This window comes from Streptomyces sp. NPDC041191 (assembly GCF_055591945.1).
Window position 1 is genome coordinate 112,851 of record NZ_JBVIZC010000006.1, and the last position, 17,667, is coordinate 130,517.

General features: G+C 72.6%; 14 protein-coding genes. 7 read left to right on the forward strand and 7 right to left on the reverse strand.

Annotated elements, in window-relative coordinates; genetic code table 11:
- Window positions 1-57 precede the first annotated feature (57 nt).
- Complete coding sequence (gene mgrA, locus ACZ6AQ_RS13920; protein WP_468759970.1) at window positions 58-1,095, reverse strand: L-glyceraldehyde 3-phosphate reductase; 1,038 nt, start codon at window positions 1,093-1,095, stop codon at window positions 58-60.
- 126 nt (window positions 1,096-1,221) lie between these two features.
- On the opposite strand from mgrA, the gene ACZ6AQ_RS13925 reads away from it, so the two are divergent.
- The 5 genes from ACZ6AQ_RS13925 to ACZ6AQ_RS13945 all read left to right on the forward strand — a co-directional run bounded on the left by ACZ6AQ_RS13925 (window position 1,222) and on the right by ACZ6AQ_RS13945 (window position 7,051).
- The gene (locus tag ACZ6AQ_RS13925) at window positions 1,222-1,983 is read left to right on the forward strand and encodes an isoprenyl transferase (protein ID WP_388693346.1); all 762 of its coding nucleotides are present in this window, start codon (window positions 1,222-1,224) and stop codon (window positions 1,981-1,983) included.
- 452 nt (window positions 1,984-2,435) lie between these two features.
- Window positions 2,436-3,761 (forward strand): PhoH family protein, encoded by a 1,326-nt coding sequence (locus tag ACZ6AQ_RS13930; RefSeq protein ID WP_388693348.1) that lies wholly within the window; start codon window positions 2,436-2,438, stop codon window positions 3,759-3,761.
- A gap of 373 nt (window positions 3,762-4,134) precedes the next feature.
- Window positions 4,135-4,857, forward strand: a complete 723-nt coding sequence (locus ACZ6AQ_RS13935; RefSeq protein ID WP_388693350.1) for an aggregation-promoting factor C-terminal-like domain-containing protein — start codon at window positions 4,135-4,137, stop codon at window positions 4,855-4,857.
- Between the two features lie 131 nt (window positions 4,858-4,988).
- Complete coding sequence (locus ACZ6AQ_RS13940) at window positions 4,989-6,383, forward strand: AI-2E family transporter (RefSeq protein WP_468759972.1); 1,395 nt, start codon at window positions 4,989-4,991, stop codon at window positions 6,381-6,383.
- Window positions 6,380-7,051 carry a hypothetical protein gene (locus ACZ6AQ_RS13945; protein WP_468759973.1) on the forward strand — a complete coding sequence of 224 codons (672 nt, stop codon included), beginning with the start codon at window positions 6,380-6,382 and terminating at the stop codon, window positions 7,049-7,051. The genes ACZ6AQ_RS13940 and ACZ6AQ_RS13945 overlap by 4 nt, the downstream gene beginning before the upstream one ends.
- A gap of 108 nt (window positions 7,052-7,159) precedes the next feature.
- Here ACZ6AQ_RS13945 and ACZ6AQ_RS13950 read toward each other — a convergent pair whose 3' ends face one another.
- Together ACZ6AQ_RS13950 and ACZ6AQ_RS13955 are read right to left on the reverse strand one after the other, a co-directional pair.
- Window positions 7,160-7,693: an alkyl hydroperoxide reductase gene (locus ACZ6AQ_RS13950; RefSeq protein ID WP_388693355.1), complete on the reverse strand. Its 534-nt coding sequence runs from the start codon at window positions 7,691-7,693 to the stop codon at window positions 7,160-7,162.
- A gap of 6 nt (window positions 7,694-7,699) precedes the next feature.
- Window positions 7,700-8,254 carry a peroxiredoxin gene (locus tag ACZ6AQ_RS13955; protein WP_388693357.1) on the reverse strand — a complete coding sequence of 185 codons (555 nt, stop codon included), beginning with the start codon at window positions 8,252-8,254 and terminating at the stop codon, window positions 7,700-7,702.
- A 134-nt stretch (window positions 8,255-8,388) separates the two neighbouring features.
- Here ACZ6AQ_RS13955 and ACZ6AQ_RS13960 point away from each other — a divergent pair, with 134 nt between their 5' ends.
- Entirely contained in the window at window positions 8,389-9,378 is a 990-nt protein-coding gene (locus ACZ6AQ_RS13960) for a LysR substrate-binding domain-containing protein (RefSeq protein WP_468759975.1), read from the forward strand.
- Between the two features lie 46 nt (window positions 9,379-9,424).
- On the opposite strand, the gene ACZ6AQ_RS13965 is transcribed toward ACZ6AQ_RS13960, so the two are convergent.
- From ACZ6AQ_RS13965 to ACZ6AQ_RS13975, 3 genes are read right to left on the reverse strand one after another with little or no spacing between them, the layout of a single operon-like run.
- The gene (locus tag ACZ6AQ_RS13965) at window positions 9,425-11,800 is read right to left on the reverse strand and encodes an FtsX-like permease family protein (RefSeq protein ID WP_468759977.1); all 2,376 of its coding nucleotides are present in this window, start codon (window positions 11,798-11,800) and stop codon (window positions 9,425-9,427) included.
- The gene (locus ACZ6AQ_RS13970; protein ID WP_468759979.1) at window positions 11,797-12,480 is read right to left on the reverse strand and encodes an ABC transporter ATP-binding protein; all 684 of its coding nucleotides are present in this window, start codon (window positions 12,478-12,480) and stop codon (window positions 11,797-11,799) included. The genes ACZ6AQ_RS13965 and ACZ6AQ_RS13970 overlap by 4 nt, the downstream gene beginning before the upstream one ends.
- Entirely contained in the window at window positions 12,477-13,001 is a 525-nt protein-coding gene (locus ACZ6AQ_RS13975; protein WP_388693365.1) for a PadR family transcriptional regulator, read from the reverse strand. Before ACZ6AQ_RS13975 ends, ACZ6AQ_RS13970 begins: the two co-directional genes overlap by 4 nt.
- A 254-nt stretch (window positions 13,002-13,255) precedes the next feature.
- Here ACZ6AQ_RS13975 and ACZ6AQ_RS13980 point away from each other — a divergent pair, with 254 nt between their 5' ends.
- Entirely contained in the window at window positions 13,256-15,493 is a 2,238-nt protein-coding gene (locus tag ACZ6AQ_RS13980; RefSeq protein WP_468759981.1) for a transglycosylase domain-containing protein, read from the forward strand.
- 189 nt (window positions 15,494-15,682) lie between these two features.
- Here ACZ6AQ_RS13980 and ACZ6AQ_RS13985 read toward each other — a convergent pair whose 3' ends face one another.
- A complete protein-coding gene (locus ACZ6AQ_RS13985; protein WP_468759983.1) occupies window positions 15,683-17,614 on the reverse strand; it encodes a SpoIIE family protein phosphatase in 1,932 nt (643 codons plus the stop codon).
- Window positions 17,615-17,667 lie beyond the last annotated feature (53 nt).

Below are 17,667 nucleotides of genomic sequence, written 5' to 3' on the forward strand. Positions count from 1 at the left end.
CGGACCGCGGCCCCGACCGGGCCCCGGCCCCGCCTCGGCCGGGCCCCGGCCGAAGTCTCAGCTCCGGCCGGCCCAGATGTTCGTCCCCGCGGTGTCCACCGCGAACGAGTCGATCTCCACCAGCTCCGCGTCCGTCAGCGGCGCGCCGCCGAGCGCGGCCACGTTCTCCTCCAGCTGGGCGACGCTGGACGCGCCGATCAGCGCCGAGGTCATCCGCGGGTCCCGCAGCACCCACGACAGCGCGAGCTGCGCCAGGGACTGCCCGCGCCGCTCCGCGATGTCCGCGAGGCCGCGCAGGCGCCGCAGCACCTCGTCGGAGAGCAGGGCCGGGTCGAGGGACTTGCCCTGGGTGGCCCGCGAGCCCTCCGGGACGCCCTTCAGGTACTTGCCGGTCAGCAGTCCCTGGGCCAGCGGCACGAAGGAGATGCAGCCCATGCCGGCCGCCTCCAGGGTGTCCAGGAGGCCGTCCTCCTCGGTCCAGCGGTTGATCATCGAGTACGAGGGCTGGTGGATCAGGGCCGGGACGCCCATCTCCCGCAGGATCCGCGCGGCCTCGGCGGTCTGCTCACCGGTGTACGAGGAGACGCCGACGTACAGCGCCTTGCCCTGCCGGACGGCGGAGGCCAGGGCCCCCATCGTCTCCTCCAGGGGGGTGTCCGGGTCGAAGCGGTGCGAGTAGAAGATGTCGACGTGGTCGAGGCCCATCCGCTTCAGGGAGGCGTCCAGCGAGGACAGCAGGTACTTGCGGGAGCCCCACTCGCCGTACGGCCCGGGGTGCATCAGATAACCGGCCTTGGTGGAGATGGCCAGTTCGTCCCGGTAGGGGGCGAAGTCCTGCGCGAAGATCTTGCCGAAGTTCAGCTCGGCCGAGCCGGGCGGCGGCCCGTAGTTGTTCGCGAGGTCGAAGTGGGTGACGCCCAGGTCGAAGGCGCGGCGCAGGATCGCCCGCTGGGAGTCCAGCGTGCGGTCGTCGCCGAAGTTGTGCCAGAGGCCGAGTGAGATCGCCGGCAGCTTGAGGCCGCTGCGGCCCGCGCGGCGGTACTCCATGGTGTCGTAGCGGTCCGCGGAGGCGCGGTACAAGGGGGAATCAGTCACGTATCTCTGCTTATCACGGACTTGTGACCGTCCCGGACTGGGAGCCCGCACCCCCGCGCAGTAGTGTGGCGGCCTGCGGACCGCCGATGCCTGGGGGCCCGTCGCTGCACGGAGGGGTAAAGAACAGTGAACCTGCGCGACCTGGTGTACGGGCTCTACGCACGCCGGGTGGAGGGCCGTCTCGACCACGCCCAGGTCCCCAAGCACATCGGGGTCATCCTCGACGGGAACCGGCGCTGGGCCAAGGCGTCCGGCGGGACCCCCGAGCAGGGACACAAGGCCGGCGCGGACAAGATCCAGGAGCTGCTCGGCTGGTGCGCCGAGACCGACGTCGAGGTCGTCACGCTCTGGATGCTCTCCACGGACAACCTGAACCGGCCCGAGGAGCAGCTCGTGCCGCTGCTCGGCATCATCGAGAACGCGGTGCGCGCGCTGGCCGCCGACGGCCGCTGGCGGGTCCACCACGTCGGCACGATGGACCTGCTGCCCGCCCGCACCCAGTCCGTGCTCAAGGAGGCCCAGGAGGCCACCCGGACCAACACGGGCATACTCGTCAACGTCGCCGTGGGGTACGGCGGACGCCAGGAGATCGCCGACGCGGTCCGCTCGCTCCTCCTGGAGCACGCCGAGCGGGGCACCAGCTTCGAGGAGCTGGCCGAGATCGTCGACGTCGAGCACATCTCGGAACACCTCTACACGCGCGGCCAGCCCGACCCCGACCTGGTGATCCGCACCAGCGGCGAGCAGCGGCTCTCCGGGTTCATGCTGTGGCAGAGCGCCCACTCGGAGTACTACTTCTGCGAGGTCCACTGGCCGGCCTTCCGTAAGGTCGACTTCCTGCGGGCACTGCGCGACTACGCGGCCCGGCACCGGCGCTACGGGACCTGAACCGCCCGGACGGAATCCGAACCACTAGGACGACATTCGAACTCCCGGGCGAAGTCCGAACGTCCGGGCGTGGACCGGTCGGCGCCCTGGCAGCGCCCGGCAGACACCCTGACAGGGCCCGACGGACACCCTGACAGGGCCTGGCAGACACCCGGGCAGGACCCGGTGGACGCCCGGCCGGAACCGATCACCTCGTGTTCACGAACACGTCGTCACACCCCCTGGCATGGCCGCCCCCGTTGGAGGGCATATCCCTGGTGAAGTGAGCGGCACGGAGACCGCCACCCGGGAGGCCCCTTGCGCCAGGACGACCGTGCGGGACACGCACGGGAGAAGTGGAGGGCCGTGGTCCGGCCCGCGCAGCGCGGCCCGATCCCGGTCCCATCCCGCAGCGACACCGGTTCCGTCGCGCCCCGACCTCACAGGGGTCTTCAGAGGGGGTCTGTCCTTCCGTGGTGACCAGCACGAAGCGCCGCCTTTCCGACCGGCGCACCTATGTTCTCGACACCAGCGTCCTGCTGGCCGACCCCAACGCCGTCTCCCGCTTCGAGGAGCACGAGGTGGTGCTCCCGATCGTCGTGGTGACGGAGCTGGAGGCCAAGCGGCACCACCCGGAGCTCGGGTACTTCGCCCGGCAGGCCCTGCGCCTCCTGGACGACTTCCGGGTCCGGTACGGACGCCTCGACGCCCCCCTGCCCATCGGGGACCTGGGCGGCACCCTGCGTGTCGAACTCAACCATTCCGACCCCGGCGTCCTGCCCGCCGGCTACCGGTTGGGGGACAACGACTCACGGATCCTCGCGGTCGCGCGCAACCTCCAGGCCGAGGGGTACGACGTCACGGTCGTCTCCAAGGACCTGCCGCTGCGCATCAAGGCGTCCTCGGTCGGGCTCCTCGCCGAGGAGTACCGCGCCGAACTCGCCGTCACGGACTCCAGCGGCTGGACCGGGATGGCCGAACTGTCCCTCTCCGCCGACCAGGTGGACCTGCTCTACGACCAGGACACGCTGTACGCGCCGGAGGCCGCCGAGCTGCCGGTCCACACCGGCCTGGTGCTCCAGTCCGAGCGCGGCAAGGCGCTCGGCCGGGTCACCGCCGAGGGGAACGTGCGCCTCGTCAGGGGCGACCGGGAGGCGTTCGGGCTGCGCGGCCGCAGCGCCGAGCAGCGGATCGCGCTCGATCTGCTCCTCGACCCGGACGTCGGCATCGTCTCCCTGGGCGGCCGGGCCGGCACCGGCAAGTCCGCGCTCGCCCTCTGCGCGGGCCTGGAGGCGGTCCTGGAGCGCCGCCAGCACCAGAAGGTGATGGTCTTCCGCCCGCTGTACGCGGTCGGCGGCCAGGAGCTGGGGTACCTGCCGGGCAGCGAGGCCGAGAAGATGAGCCCGTGGGCGCAGGCCGTCTTCGACACGCTGTCCTCGGTCGCGAGCCGCGAGGTCGTCGAGGAGGTGCTCGGCCGGGGGATGCTGGAGGTCCTCCCGCTCACCCACATCCGGGGCCGTTCCCTCCACGACGCCTTCGTCATCGTGGACGAGGCCCAGTCCCTGGAGCGGAACGTCCTGTTGACCGTTCTGTCCCGGATCGGGGCGAACTCGCGGGTCGTGCTGACCCACGACGTGGCCCAGCGCGACAACCTCCGGGTCGGCCGGTACGACGGAGTCGTCGCCGTCATCGAGAAACTGAAGGGGCACCCGCTCTTCGCCCATGTCACCCTCACCCGCTCCGAGCGTTCCCCGATCGCCGCGCTCGTGACGGAGATGCTGGAGGACGTTCAAATCTGACCGTTTCGTACGCACTTGTGTGCGTACGGCAGAGGGCGCCGCCCGGCGAAGCGCAGGATCTTAGCCGGGCGGCGCCCTTCTGTCCGCAACATCGCCCGGAACACTTGCTCCTGTCGAGGTGTGAGCTTTCACACGCACCACAGAATTGCCTTGCGGTGGCGCGGTCCGGCAGAGTCTTGCTTCCGTCAGGCCCCGCATACGGCACACGTGCATCCCCAGGGGTGCCCACCGCACAACTCAACAGCCGTCCGCCGTATGCCGCCCACAGCACCACGGGCCCGTGTCTCCTGTGACCCCGTACGTCGGAGACCAGTGCCAGGGGCAAGATTTCGCCCGCGTGGTCACCTGTGCGGGCGTGCTGGAAGGAAACCGTGTGAGCCGGATCTCGGTCCGGGGATTCGCAGTGGCTTCGGCCACCGCGGTCACCACCGTCGGCGCCGTCGTCGGCGTCGCCTCGGGCAACGCCGCCCAGTCCGCTGACGACACCTTCGAGGCCGCCGCGGCCGACACCACCCTCCTCGCGGACATTCCCGCGGGCGAGCAGGCGCAGGTGCAGGTCTCGTCCCTCTCCGAGCAGGCCGACGTCCAGGCCGCCGCGGCCGACTCGGTCGCGAAGAAGTCGGCGGAGGAGGCGGCCCGCATCCGCGCCGCCCAGGACGCCGAGGCGAAGAAGCAGGCCGCCGACAAGGCGGCCGCCGAGGCCAAGGCCAAGGCCGAGAAGGAGCGCAAGGAGAAGGAGGAGGCCGAGCGGGCCAGCCGCTCCGCGATCCGCGAGTCCGTCTCCTTCGCCGCCCAGGGCTCGTACACGGTCGCCGAGGTCAAGGCGATCGCCCGCCAGATCGTCCCGTCCGGGCAGTTCCAGTGCTTCAGCAACATCGTGGACCACGAGTCCACCTGGAACTACCGCGCGACCAACCCGTCCTCGGGCGCCTACGGCCTCGTGCAGGCGTATCCGGGCTCGAAGATGGCCTCGGCCGGCGCCGACTGGCGGACCAACCCCGCCACCCAGATCAAGTGGGGCCTCAACTACATGAACGAGCGCTACGGGAGCCCGTGCGACGCCTGGTCGTACTGGCTGACGCACCGCTCGTACTAGTACCGGCGCCTCAACCACGGGAAGCCCCCCGCCGTCCTACGGCGGGGGGCTTCCGCGCATGGGCGTGTAGGTTCGAAGGTCAGGGGCACCCGGGGAGCTGACGGGAAGAGCGGGCGGGGAAGAGGGAAGAGATGTCGAGAGTGCCAGGGTGGCTGAACCGGCTGGGCGAGAGCCTGAGCCGCATGGGTGAACGTCTCGACGAGCGCAGGGCGGAGGCGGAACGGGACGACGAGATGGACGCGCCGTACGGAAGACCCGGAGGCGGCTCCCGCGCGGACGCGGAGGACGCCGTCGGGGACACCGCCGAGGACACGGCCCTCTCCGTGCCCGCGCCCCCCTCGTACGCGCCGGCCGTCGCCGCCCGCCCCGACCCCGCCGCCGCGATCCCCTGGGGCATGCGCGTGGCCGCCGAGGCGGGCTGGCGGCTGCTCGTCCTGGCCGGCACGGTCTGGGTCCTGATGAAGATGATCAGCTCCGTCCAGCTGGTCGTCCTCGCCTTCGTCGCCGCCCTCCTCGTCACCGCCCTGCTCCAGCCCACCGTGGCCGCGCTGCGCCGCAGGGGGCTGCCCCGGGGGCTCGCCACCGCCGTCACCGCCGTCTCCGGCTTCGTCGTGATGGGCCTGGTCGGCTGGTTCGTGGTCTGGCAGGTGATGGACAACATCGACAACCTGTCCGACCAGGTCAAGGGCGGCATCGAGGAGCTCAAGCGCTGGCTCCTCAACAGCCCCTTCCACGTGACCGAACAGCAGATCAACGGCATCGCGAAGAACCTCAGCGACTCCGTCGGCGCCAACGCCGAACAGATCACCCAGGTCGGCCTCCAGGGCGTCACCGTCGTCGTCGAGGCGATGACCGGCATCCTGCTCGCCATGTTCTCGACGCTCTTCCTCCTGTACGACGGGAGGAAGGTCTGGGAGTGGGTGCTCAAGCTGGTCCCCGCCCAGGCCCGGCCGGGCGTCGCCGGCGCCGGACCGCGCGCCTGGCGCACCCTCACCGCCTACGTGCGGGGCACGGTCCTCGTGGCCCTCATCGACGCCGTCTTCATCGGCATCGGCCTCTACTTCCTCGACGTGCCGATGGCCGTGCCGCTCGCCGTCTTCATCTTCCTCTTCGCCTTCATCCCGATGGTCGGCGCCGTCGTCTCCGGCGCCCTCGCGGTCGTCGTCGCCCTCGTCACCAACGGCGTGTTCACCGCCCTGATGGTGCTCGTCGTCGTCCTCGCCGTGCAGCAGATCGAGGGTCACGTCCTCCAGCCGTTCATCCTCGGCCGGGCGGTGCGGGTCCACCCGCTGGCCGTCGTCCTCGCGGTCGCGGCCGGCGGCCTGACCGCGGGCATCGGCGGCGCCGTCGTCGCCGTCCCCCTGGTCGCCGTCACCAACACGGCGGTCGGCTACCTCCGCGCCTACAGCACCGAGCAGGCCCTGCGCAGGGCACCGGAGCCGCGCGGGGCGACCGCGTACGAGGTCGCCCCCACCCCGGCACCCGGCGCGGCGCCCGACAAGGCCGACAAGGCGGAGGGGGCGTGATCTCGGAGCCGGAGCTGGAGGGCGGGGAGGAGCCGGGGAGCCCCGAGGTGCTCACCGCCGACCCGCCGCCCCGCCCGCCCCGGGCCCGCCGCCCCTGGCTGTGGGCGCTCGGGGGCGCGGTCGCGGCCTCGGCCCTCTGGGGCGGCGGCCTCTACGCGTACGGACAGCGGGAACCGTCGGGGCCGGACCTGCGCGGGTACGGGGCGGTGGAGAACCTCTGCGAGGTGGCGCGGCTGGAGGCCCTCGCCGGGGTCCTGGGCAAGCGGACCGGAGCGGGCTCCTCCCCCTTGATGGACGAGGCGGCGGTCCACGAGTCGGAGTGCTCGGTCAGCTTCGGATCCCCGGGGGCCGAGCTGGGCGTCAGGGTCGCGTACACCCTGCACAGGGTGGTCGACCCCGGGCCGGAGTTCGAGGCGCGGTGCCGGCAGACCGGGCTGCTGCAGAAGATCGACGGCATCGGCGAGCAGGCGTTCTTCGAGGACATGGGGGAGGACGGGGGCCGGCTCCGGGTCCTCGACGGCCAGGCCGAGATCGACGTCGTCCTCTACCACCAGAGGGAAGTGGTGGACGGGGAAGTGGTCACGACCGTCCCCCCGGTGGACCTCTCCGGGATCGAGACCCCGATGACCAAGGACGTTCTCGCCCTGATGGCCGCGCTCAGGAAGTGACGGGGCGCCGGGGCCGGGAGGGACCGGGGGCCACGAAAGGCCCGTGAACGGCGGAAGGACCCCGGGGCCCGATGCCCCGGGGTCCTTCTCGTGCGGTGTGGCCGCGCCCTACTCGGCGAGGACCGCTTCCGCGTCGAGGGTGACGCCGACCGCCTGGATCACCGCGGCGATCTTCACGGCCTCCTGGATCGTGGTGCGCTCGACACCGGCCTGGCGCAGGACCTGCTCGTGCGAGTCCAGGCACTGGCCGCAGCCGTTGATCGCCGAGACGGCCAGCGACCACAGCTCGAAGTCGACCTTCTCGACGCCCGGGTTGCCGATGACGTTCATCCGCAGGCCGGCGCGCAGCGTCCCGTACTCGGGGTCCGACAGCAGGTGCCGGGTCCGGTAGAAGACGTTGTTCATCGCCATGATCGCGGCGGCGGACTTGGCCGCCTGGTACGCCTCGGGCTTCAGGTTCTCCCGGGCCTCCGGCTCCAGCTCCCTGAGCACCTTCGGCGAGCGCGAGGCGATCGCGCAGGCGAGGACGGTGCCCCACAGCTGCTGCTGCGGAAGCTCGCTGTTGCCGATGACCGAGCCGAGGTTGAGCTTCAGGTCCTTGGCGAAGTCCGGTATGGCTGCCTTGAGTTCATCGAGAGCCATGTCGGATCACTCGCCCGAGAGGAGCTTGACCGGGTCGAGGGTGGTCTCACCCTTGGTCCAGTTGCACGGGCACAGCTCGTCGGTCTGCAGGGCGTCGAGCACCCGCAGGACCTCCTTGGGGTTACGGCCGACGGAGCCGGCGGTCACCATGGTGAACTGGATCTCGTTGTTCGGGTCCACGATGAAGACGGCGCGCTGGGCGAAGCCGTCCTCGCCCTCGACGCCGCAGTCCCGCATGAGCTCGTGCTTGGAGTCCGCGAGCATCGGGAAGGGCAGGTCGCGCAGGTCGTCGTGGTCCTTGCGCCAGGCGTGGTGCACGAACTCGGAGTCGCCCGAGACGCCGAGGATCTGGGCGTCGCGGTCCGCGAACTCGTCGTTCAGCTTGCCGAACGCGGCGATCTCGGTCGGGCAGACGAAGGTGAAGTCCTTCGGCCAGAAGAACACCACGCGCCACTTGCCCTCGTAGGCCTTGTGGTCGATCTGCTCGAACTCCTTGCCGCTCTCCAGCGACACGCAGGCGGTCAGGTCGTAGGTGGGGAACTGGTCACCGACAGTGAGCACGCGCTCTCCTTGCAGCTGGGAAGTGCCCCTTTTGAGGGTCTTCCGTAGGGGTTGGACGGATCACCAGCATGGCACGGAGTGCATTGATCAGGGAAATAGCTAGAGTGGGGCGTGTTGATCGAAGGTGGTTATCAGTGGCATCCCCGTACCTCCCCCCGCTCGGCCCCCAGCGGGGCAAACAGCCCAGCCTTGCGCAGCTCAGGGCGTTCGTCGCGGTCGCGGAGCATCTGCACTTCCGGGATGCGGCGGCCTCCATCGGCATGAGCCAGCCCGCGCTCTCGGGCGCGGTTTCGGCACTCGAAGAGGCACTCGGTGTCCAGCTCCTCGAGCGTACGACGCGGAAGGTGCTGCTCTCGCCCGCCGGGGAACGGCTCGCGGTGCGCGCGCGAGCCGTCCTCGACGCGGTGGCGGAGCTGATGGAGGAGGCGGAGGCGGCGCAGGCCCCGTTCACCGGGGTGCTGAGGCTCGGGGTGATCCCGACCGTCGCCCCCTACCTGCTGCCCACGGTCCTGCGCCTCGTCCACCGGCGCTACCCGGACCTCGACCTCCAGGTCCACGAGGAGCAGACCTCCTCGCTCCTGGAGGGACTGGCGGCCGGGCGGCTCGACCTGCTCCTCCTCGCCGTGCCGCTCGGGGTGCCCGGGGTCACCGAACTCCCCCTCTTCGACGAGGACTTCGTCCTGGTCACGCCCGCCGGGCACCCGCTGGCCGGACGGGACGACATCCCGCGCGAGGCCCTCGGGGAACTCCGGCTGCTGCTCCTGGACGAGGGCCACTGCCTGCGCGACCAGGCCCTCGACATCTGCCGCGAGGCCGGGCGCTCGGACGGCGCCGAGGTCACCACCACCGCGGCCGGCCTCGCCACCCTGGTCCAGCTGGTGGCGGGCGGCCTCGGCGTGACCCTGCTGCCGCGCACCGCCGTCACGGTCGAGACCGCCCGCAACACCGCCCTGTGGACCGGGTTCTTCGCCGATCCGGCCCCCTCGCGGCGGATCGCCCTCGCGATGCGGACGGGCGCGGCCCGGCAGGGCGAGTTCGAGGAGCTGGCCGAGGCGCTGCGGGAGGCGATGCGGAGGCTGCCGGTCCGGGTGGCGGGCGCGAACGGAACCGGAACCGGCGCCTGAGGCGGGACCCGGCGCCGCGCCCTTACGCGTACGGGTCGCGCACGGGTTACTCCGTGCGCAGCCCGTCCGCGCGCATCAGCCGCCACAGGGCCGGCAGGCTCAGCAGCGTCACGACCGCGATCAGGGCGGCGCCGATCCCGACGACGGGCAGGAAGGCCCACCAGTCCTGGACCCGCTGCCCGCCCATCCTGAGCAGGACGAGCCCGAGCCCGAGGCCGCCCGCCACGGCGAGGGCGAGTCCGAGGGCGATCGGTACCGCCGTCTGCCACAGCACCGACCAGCTCAGGGTGGAGCGCCGGGTGCCGAAGGCGACCAGCGAGGAGAGCAGCCGCCTGCGGTCCTTGAGCTGTTCAAGGGTCGTGACCAGGAGCGAGGCCGCCACCAGGAGCATCGTCAGGGTGGAGCCGACGAGGATGCCGGTGCGGACGCTGGAGAAGGCCGCGTCGCGCTCGACGTCCTTCAGGTCGCGCACCCAGGAGGTCGGGTCGATCGCCGCCGCCGTGTTCCGCACGTGGTCGGCGGCGTCGGGCACCGCCGGGTCGATCCGGATCATGCTCTGCGCGTGGGGCTCGTGGAGCAGGGCGGCGTCGATCGCCGACGGGGTGGCGAGGAGGCCGTACTGGTACAGGCCCGTCGGGTCGGGGCGGGAGTCCACGACCCGGGCGGTGGCGGGGACGTGCCACAGCGGCGGAGGGCTCGCGGCCCGCCCCGGCCCGCCCTTCTCCGGGTGCGGGTGCGGGTCGCGCAGGGCGACCGTGGCGCCGGGCCGCGCGACCCGGGTGATCCGGGCGTCGTCCGGGGCGCCCTGCCGGCCGTGCGGGAGGAAGACGAAGACGTCGCCGTCCCCGCAGGAGGGCAGCGCGGCGTACTCCTTGAGGGAGGCGCAGTCGCCGACCCTGATCGAGGCCAGCGGGGCGAACTCCTCGCCCTTCCCCAGGGGGCCGGGCCGCCACACGTGCGACTCGACGACGCCCATCGCCTCGGTGACGCCCTCGGTCCGTCCGAAGCGGGCCACCATCCCGCGGGCCTCGTCGGCGGTCCTGGCGTGGGCGCCGACGGCGAGCTGGGCGCGGGAGGTGTCCTCGCCCGTGAACCGCGTGAAGTCGCTCTCCATCGCCTGGAAGAGCATCTGGAGCGCGATGGCCCCGGTCGCCGCGACGACGATGCCGCTGACCGCGCGGGCCGCCGTGCCGCTGCTCAGCTGGAGCCTGCGGACGGCGAGCTGCCAGGCGACCGGCCCGCCGCGCAGCCGTCCCATCCCGGCCTCCACCAGCCACGGCAGCAGCGTGGTCAGTCCGACCAGGAAGAGGACGGTGCCGGCCACGACGGGCACGGTGTCGAGACTGGTCGCGGTCGCCTCGACCCGGCCCATGAGCGGGACGAGCAGGGCGGTGCCGGCTCCGAGGAGCAGCAGCCGCCACCACAGCCGGCGGCGGCGCGGGACGGAGGTCCTGACGACTCCGAGCGGTTCGATCGCCACTCCGCGCAGGGCGAAGAGGGTGACCACGACCGAGGAGACGGGGACGGCGGCGAGGGCGAGCGCGGCGAGCGCGGGCATCGGCACGACGTCGGAGGGGAAGGCGTTGACGTCCCAGACGGTGAAGGCGCCGGCGAACTGCCGGGCCACCGCGAAGAGCCCGATCCCGGCCAGGAGGCCGAGGAGCGCGCCGGCGAGGGATTCGCCGGCCGCGATCCGCCGGGTCGTGGCGGTGTCCGCGCCGACCAGCCGGAGCGCCGCGAGCCGCCGGTCGCGCTGCTCGCCGCCGAAGCGGACGGCGGTCGCGATGAAGACGAGCACGGGCAGGAGCAGGACGACGCAGGCGACGACCACGAGGAGGATCAGGAAGGCGTTCATCGGCTCCTCGGGCACCGACCAGCCGAAGCCCCTGCCGCGCCCGTCGGAGTTGCCGGCGTCGAGGAAGCCGGCGTGGGCGACGTACCGCAGGTCGGCCGGGCCGATCAGCCCGTCCTTGCCGATCGTCCCGGCCACCCGGTAGGGGAGCCGCTCCTTGAGCAGGGTCCCCTCGGGGGAGTCGAGCAGTTCGCGGAGCGCGGGGGAGACCAGCATCTCGCCGGGCCGGGGGAACGCGGCCGCGCCCGGGGGGACCGGGGGCGCGTCGCCCTCGGCGCGCAGCAGCAGTCCGGAGACGACGTCGTCCCGGTAGGTGGTGGCGCGGGTGAGGTGGAGGAAGGTGTCGGGGCCGGGGCGGGGGGCCTCCGCGCTCGCGTCGACGGCCCGCACCGCCTCCCGCACCTCCCGCTGGAAGAGCATCTGGGGCAGCGAGGAGGCGAGCAGCAGCAGGGCCGTGCCGAAGCCGACGCCGGCCGCGGTCAGCAGGGTGCGGAAGAGGCCGGGGCGGCCGCCGGCGACGGCGAACCGGGCGCCGAGCGTCAGGTCGCGGACCCAGGTGCGGAGCTTCATGCCGCCCACTCCGCGTCCCGCACCCTGCCGTCGCGCACGACGATCTCGCGGTCCGAGTAGGCGGCGACCCGGGCCTCGTGGGTGACGAGGACGACGGCGGCGCCGGTGTCCCGCGACGCGTCGGTGAGCAGGCTCATGACCCGTTCGCCGTTGAGGGAGTCGAGGGCGCCGGTGGGCTCGTCGGCGAAGATCACCCGGGGGGCGGTGACGAGCGCGCGGGCGACGGCGGCGCGCTGGCCCTGGCCGCCGGAGATCTCGCCGGGGCGCTTGTCCGCGACGGAGTCGACCTCCAGGCGGGTCAGCCATTCGAGGGCGCGGGCCTCGGCGGTCTTCCGCTTCTCGCCGTTGAGGCGGAGGGGGAGGGCCACGTTCTCGACGCAGGTCAGTTCGGGGACGAGCTGGCCGAACTGGAAGACGAAGCCGAAGTCGGTGCGGCGCAGGGAGCTGCGGGCGCCGTCGGAGAGCGCGGTGAGGTCGCGTCCGTCGTAGGTGAGGGTGCCCGCGTCGGGGCGCACGATTCCGGCCAGGCAGTGCAGCAGCGTGGACTTGCCGGAACCGGAGGGGCCCATGACGGCGACGACCTCGCCGGCCCGGAGGGAGAAGTCGGCGCCCGTGAGCGCCGGGGTCGGCCCGTACGCCTTGTCGAGGCCGGTGGCGCGCAGGAGCGGTGCGGAGGTCATCGGCGGATCTCCTCGGCGAGCCGGTCGAGCCGGGCGGCGGTCAGTTCCAGCCAGCGCAGGTCCGCCTCCAGGTGGAAGAGGGCGTGGTCGCAGATGAGCTGGTCGGCGAGGTCGCCGTCCTGCTTGCGGCGGGTGAGCTCGCGCATCAGGCGCAGGTGCTCGGAGCGCTGGGTGTCGAGGAGCTCGGCGGCCCCGCGCCCGGTGAGCAGGGCCAGGACGACCTTGGTGTAGAGCGTGGACTGGAGGTACGGCTCCGGCTTCTCCGGGGTGGCGAGCCACCGGGCGACGTCGGTGACGCCCGCCTCGGTGATGGCGTACCGCTTCCGTTCGGGGCCGCCGCCCGCCTCGACGCCGTCGACGGCCACGAGGCCGTTCTTCAGGAGCCGGGACATGGTCGAGTAGACCTGCCCGTAGTGGAGCGGCCGGTCGTGGCCGAACTTCTCGTCGAAGGCGCGCTTGAGGTCGTAGCCGTGGCGCGGACCGGACTCCAGGAGTCCGAGGAGGGTGTGACCGATGGACATGGGCGTCACTGTACATGGGGTGTATACGCACGATGTATAGCTGGTCGGAGGTAAGCGGAACGCCTCGTTCGCGCAACCGTCCGGCCCGCCGGAGCGTCGGTTCCTCTGGGTGCGGGTGCTGATTCTCACGTCCGGAAAAGGCGTGATCGGTCTCCTTTGTCCGCCTCGCCGGTGTTAGCTTGCTGAGCTGATCCGGCGGGTACGGGGACAGCGCCGGGGCGCGGGGACACACGACGAGCGGAGCGACGGAACACATGGGCCGACCTGACACGGGAAAGGCGAAGAAGGGCGGCATACGCCGCTTCTTCTCCCCGAAGAAGCTCCTGGGCACGTTCCTGATGGTCTGCCTGATCGGCGCGGGCGCCCTGTACGTCGTCTACCTCATGGTCCCGGTGCCGACGGCCAACGCCGAGGCGACCATGCAGAGCAACATCTACAAGTACGCCAACGGCAAGATCCTCGCCCGCACCGGCAAGGTCAACCGCGAGATCGTCGACCTGGACAAGATCCCGGAGCAGGTCCAGAAGGCGTTCGTCGCCGCCGAGAACAAGAGCTTCTACCGGGACAACGGCGTCGACATCAAGGGCACCACCCGCGCCGTCTGGTCCACCCTCACCGGCAAGGGCAAGCAGGGCGGCTCGACCATCACCCAGCAGTACGTCAAGAACTACTACCTGAGCCAGGACCGGACGGCGAGCCGCAAGCTCAAGGAGATGGTCATCGCCGTCAAGGTGGACCAGCGGATGGACAAGGGCGACATCCTCGCCGGGTACATGAACACCAGCTACTACGGGCGCGGCGCCTACGGCATACAGGCCGCCGCCCGCTCGTACTACGGCGTCGACGCCTCCCGCCTCACCACCGCCCAGGGCGCCTACCTCGCCGCCCTGCTCCAGGCGCCCAACCAGTACGACTGGACCACCGCCAACGCCACCGGCCGCAAGCTGGTCGAGGAGCGCTGGAACTACGTCCTCGACAACATGGTCGGCGAGGGCTGGCTCCCGCCCGCCGAGCGCGCCGGCACGAAGTTCCCCGTCCCGCACAAGCCCAGGCCCCTGCCCGGCATGGAGGGCCAGACCGGCTACATCGTCGAGGCGGCGAACGAGGAGCTGGCCCGCCAGGGCGTCAGCGAGGAGGACATCCGGGCCGGCGGCTGGACGATCACCCTCAACATCGACGAGAAGAGGCAGAAGGACCTCGTCACGGCCGTCGGGAAGCAGCTGGAGTCCAAGCTCGACCGCAAGGGCAACGCGAAGCACGCCACCGTCCAGGCCGGCGCCACCTCCGTCGACCCGAAGACCGGCGCGGTCGTCGCGATGTACGGCGGCGTCGGCGCCACCGAGCACTGGATCTCCAACGCCACCCGCCGCGACTACCAGCCCGCCTCCACCTTCAAGCCGATCGTCCTCGCCAGTGCCCTGGAGAACGGGTCGACCACCCAGGACGGACGGACGATCGGCCTCGGCACGATCTACGACGGCACCAGCAAGCGCCCGGTCGTGGGCAGCGACATCCCCTTCGCCCCGGAGAACGAGGACGATGACGACTACGGCTCCCTCTCCGTCCAGCGGGCCGTCAACAGCTCCGTCAACTCCGTCTTCGCGCAGATGATCGTGGACGTCGGCCCCGGCAAGGTGAAGCGCACCGCACTCGGGCTCGGCATGAAGGACGGCAAGGACTTCCCCGAGGCCCCCGCCATGTCCCTCGGCACCATGAACGCCTCGACCATGGACATGGCGGGCGTCTACGCCACGCTCGACAACCACGGCAAGAAGGTCACCCCCACCCTGGTGAAGACCGCCGAGCACCGGGACCGCAAGGTCCGGGGCGGTAACGCGATCGGCGGCCAGGCCGTCAGCCGCGAGACCGCCGACACCGTCACCAAGGCCCTGACGGGGGTCGTGAAGCCCGGGGGCTCCGGCTTCCGCGCCGCGGGCGACTACGAGGCCGCCGGCAAGACCGGCACCTCCGAGAACAACCGCTCCGCCTGGTTCGTGGGCTACACGCCCGAACTCGTCACCGCCGTCGGCCTCTTCGGCGAGAGCCCCACGGGCCGCCAGGTCACCCTCACCGACACCATCAACGAGGGCCGCGCCAACGGAGGCCGTACGCCCGCCCAGATCTGGGGCGACTACACGAACCGCGCCCTCGACGGCGGCTCCGACGCGGAGTTCGACCTGGAGACCAAGGGCCCGGACGAGGCCGAGCCGGACCCCGCCCGGACCACCGAGGCCCCGGACGAGCCGACCCGGGAGCCGTCCACCACCCCTCCGGCCACCCCGGCGAAGCCGACGCGGACCCCGGCGACCACCCCGCCGGTGACCCCGTCGCACACTCCGGCGACCACGCCGCCGACGCCCACCCGGGAGCCGGTGACCGACGAGCCGTCCTCGCCGCCCTCGATCGAACCGCCGGACGGCGGCGCCACCGAGCCCGGCCAGGACCGGCCCGGCCGCCCCGGCGGACCGGGCACCCCGCCGCCCCGGCAGTGACGGCACGGCGGTGACGGCACGGCGGTGACGTCCCGGCGGTGACGGCACAACGGAGGGCCGGACCCCGTGCGGGTCCGGCCCTCCGCCGCACGCGGGCCCGTACGCCCCTCACGCCCGTACGGGCCGCCGGCGTCGTACGGGCACGCGGGAAGGGCGCTCACGCCCCCCGCGTGCGGGCCCCGTCCGCCCTCAGGCGCGGGTCGCCAGCTCGAACCAGACCACCTTGCCGCCCGAGAGCCGGGTGGCCCCCCACCGCCGGGCCAGCCGGTTCACCAGGAAGAGGCCGCGGCCGCCCTCGTCCGTGTCCCGCGCCCGCCGCTGCCGGGGCAGCTGCGGGGAGTCGTCGCCGACCTCGCAGCGCAGCACGTCCGTCCGGAGCAGCCGCAGGGTCACCGGCCGCTCCGCGTACCGCACGGCGTTCGTCACGACCTCGCTGACCAGCAGCTCCACCGAGTCCGTCAGCTCCTCCAGGCCCCAGCGGGCGAGCGCCCGCCGGGCGAGGCGCCGGGCCCGGCCCGGAGCGGCGTCCTCCGGGTCCAGGAACCAGTACGCCACGTCGCTCGGCGCGATCCCGTCGAAACGGGCCGCGAGCAGCGCGATGTCGTCGTCCCGGTCCCCCGGGCCCAGCATGTCCAGGACGTCGTCGCAGAGCGCTTCGAGCGGCGGCGAGTGGTCGGGGCCGGTCAGCTGCGCGGTCGCGGCGAGCCGCTCCCGCAACTGCTCGATCCCGGTCCACACGTCCCGCACCCGGGACTCCACCAGACCGTCCGTGTACAGCAGCAGCGTGGCACCGGCGGGGGCGTCCAGCTCGACCGCCTCGAAGTCCACCCCGCCCACCCCGATCGGGGCGCCCGACGGCACCCGCAGGACCTCCGCGCGCCCGCCCAGGTGGAGGAGTATCGGCGGCGGGTGCCCCGCGTTCGCCACGGTGATCCGGTGCGAGACCGGGTCGTAGACCGCGTACATGCAGGTCGCCATCCGGTTCTCGCCCAGCCGCTGCGCCTGCTCGTCCAGGTGGTGCAGGACCTCCTGCGGCGGCAGGTCGAGCCCGGCCAGGGTCTGCGCGGTGGTGCGCAGCTGGCCCATGATCGCCGCCGACGTCATGGAGTGGCCCATGACGTCGCCCACGACCAGGGCGACCCGGCTGCCGGGCAGCGGGATCGCGTCGTACCAGTCGCCGCCGACCCGCGCCGTCTCGGCGGCCGGCAGGTAGCGCGACGCCAGCCTGACCCCGGTCGGCTGCGGCAGCGAGTCCGGCAGCATCGTCCGCTGGAGCTCGTCCGCGATGTACGCCTCACGCCCGTACAGCACGGCCTTGTCGATGCCGAGCGCGGTGTGGGTCGCGAGCTGCGCCGCCACCAGCAGGTCGTTCGGGTCGAAGCCGGCCCGCTCGGGGCGGCGCAGGAACACGGCGGCGCCGATCACCCGCCGCCGGCCGCGCAGCGGAGCCAGTATCGCCCGCGGTCCGCCGGGCAGCGGATGGCCGGAGCCGAGCAGCTCGGTCAGCGCGGCGCGGGCGGCGGCGGAGTCGCCGAAGACCGGCCGCACCCCGCGCAGCACCTCGGCGAGGGCTCCGCCGGGCCGCACCTCGCAGAGTTCGGCCGCGAGGGTCGGCTCCGGATCGGGTACGAGGACCGCGTCCCCGGACTCCGGGTCCGTTAACCGCAGCCGGTCCGACCGGCGCAGCCGCAGCACGAACGGGGCCGCCGGCCGCTCGTCGCCCACCGGCAGCGGGTCGCGGAGGTGGACCAGGATCTCGTCCGAGAAGGTGGGCACGGTGGCCCGGCACAGACCGAGCACGATCTCGTCCAGGTCGATGCCGCGGGCGATGCGCCGCGTCGCCGCCCCGACGAACCGCAGCCGCTCGCCCTCCCGCCGGGCGGCGCCGTCCCCGGCCCCGCCGGGCGGCTGGGGGGAGACCGCGACGGCCACGGCACCGGGCCCACCGGCCCCGCGGGGCGGTGCGGGCAGGCCGGCGGCGGGGGCCTCCGTACCGGGAAGCGCCGCTCCGCCCGGCCGGTCGGGCAGGCCGGTCACCGCCTCCTGGCGGGGGCGCGCGCGTTCCTGCGGCCGGGCAGCCAGGGGCTGCCGTCCTTCGTGGGAGGTGGGATGCTCCGTCACGCGTGGGGTTCCGTCCGTCCGGGCCGGTGGTGCGATGCACTCGCTCTTCTCGC

Coding starts and splice junctions, on each gene's coding strand:
- ACZ6AQ_RS13940 (WP_468759972.1), top strand. CDS start 4,989: ATGTCGAGAGTGCCAGGGTGGCTGAACCGGCTGGGCGAGAGCCTGAGC.
- ACZ6AQ_RS13950 (WP_388693355.1), bottom strand. CDS start 7,693: ATGGCTCTCGATGAACTCAAGGCAGCCATACCGGACTTCGCCAAGGAC.
- ACZ6AQ_RS13965 (WP_468759977.1), bottom strand. CDS start 11,800: ATGAAGCTCCGCACCTGGGTCCGCGACCTGACGCTCGGCGCCCGGTTC.
- ACZ6AQ_RS13970 (WP_468759979.1), bottom strand. CDS start 12,480: ATGACCTCCGCACCGCTCCTGCGCGCCACCGGCCTCGACAAGGCGTAC.
- ACZ6AQ_RS13975 (WP_388693365.1), bottom strand. CDS start 13,001: ATGTCCATCGGTCACACCCTCCTCGGACTCCTGGAGTCCGGTCCGCGC.
- ACZ6AQ_RS13980 (WP_468759981.1), top strand. CDS start 13,256: ATGGGCCGACCTGACACGGGAAAGGCGAAGAAGGGCGGCATACGCCGC.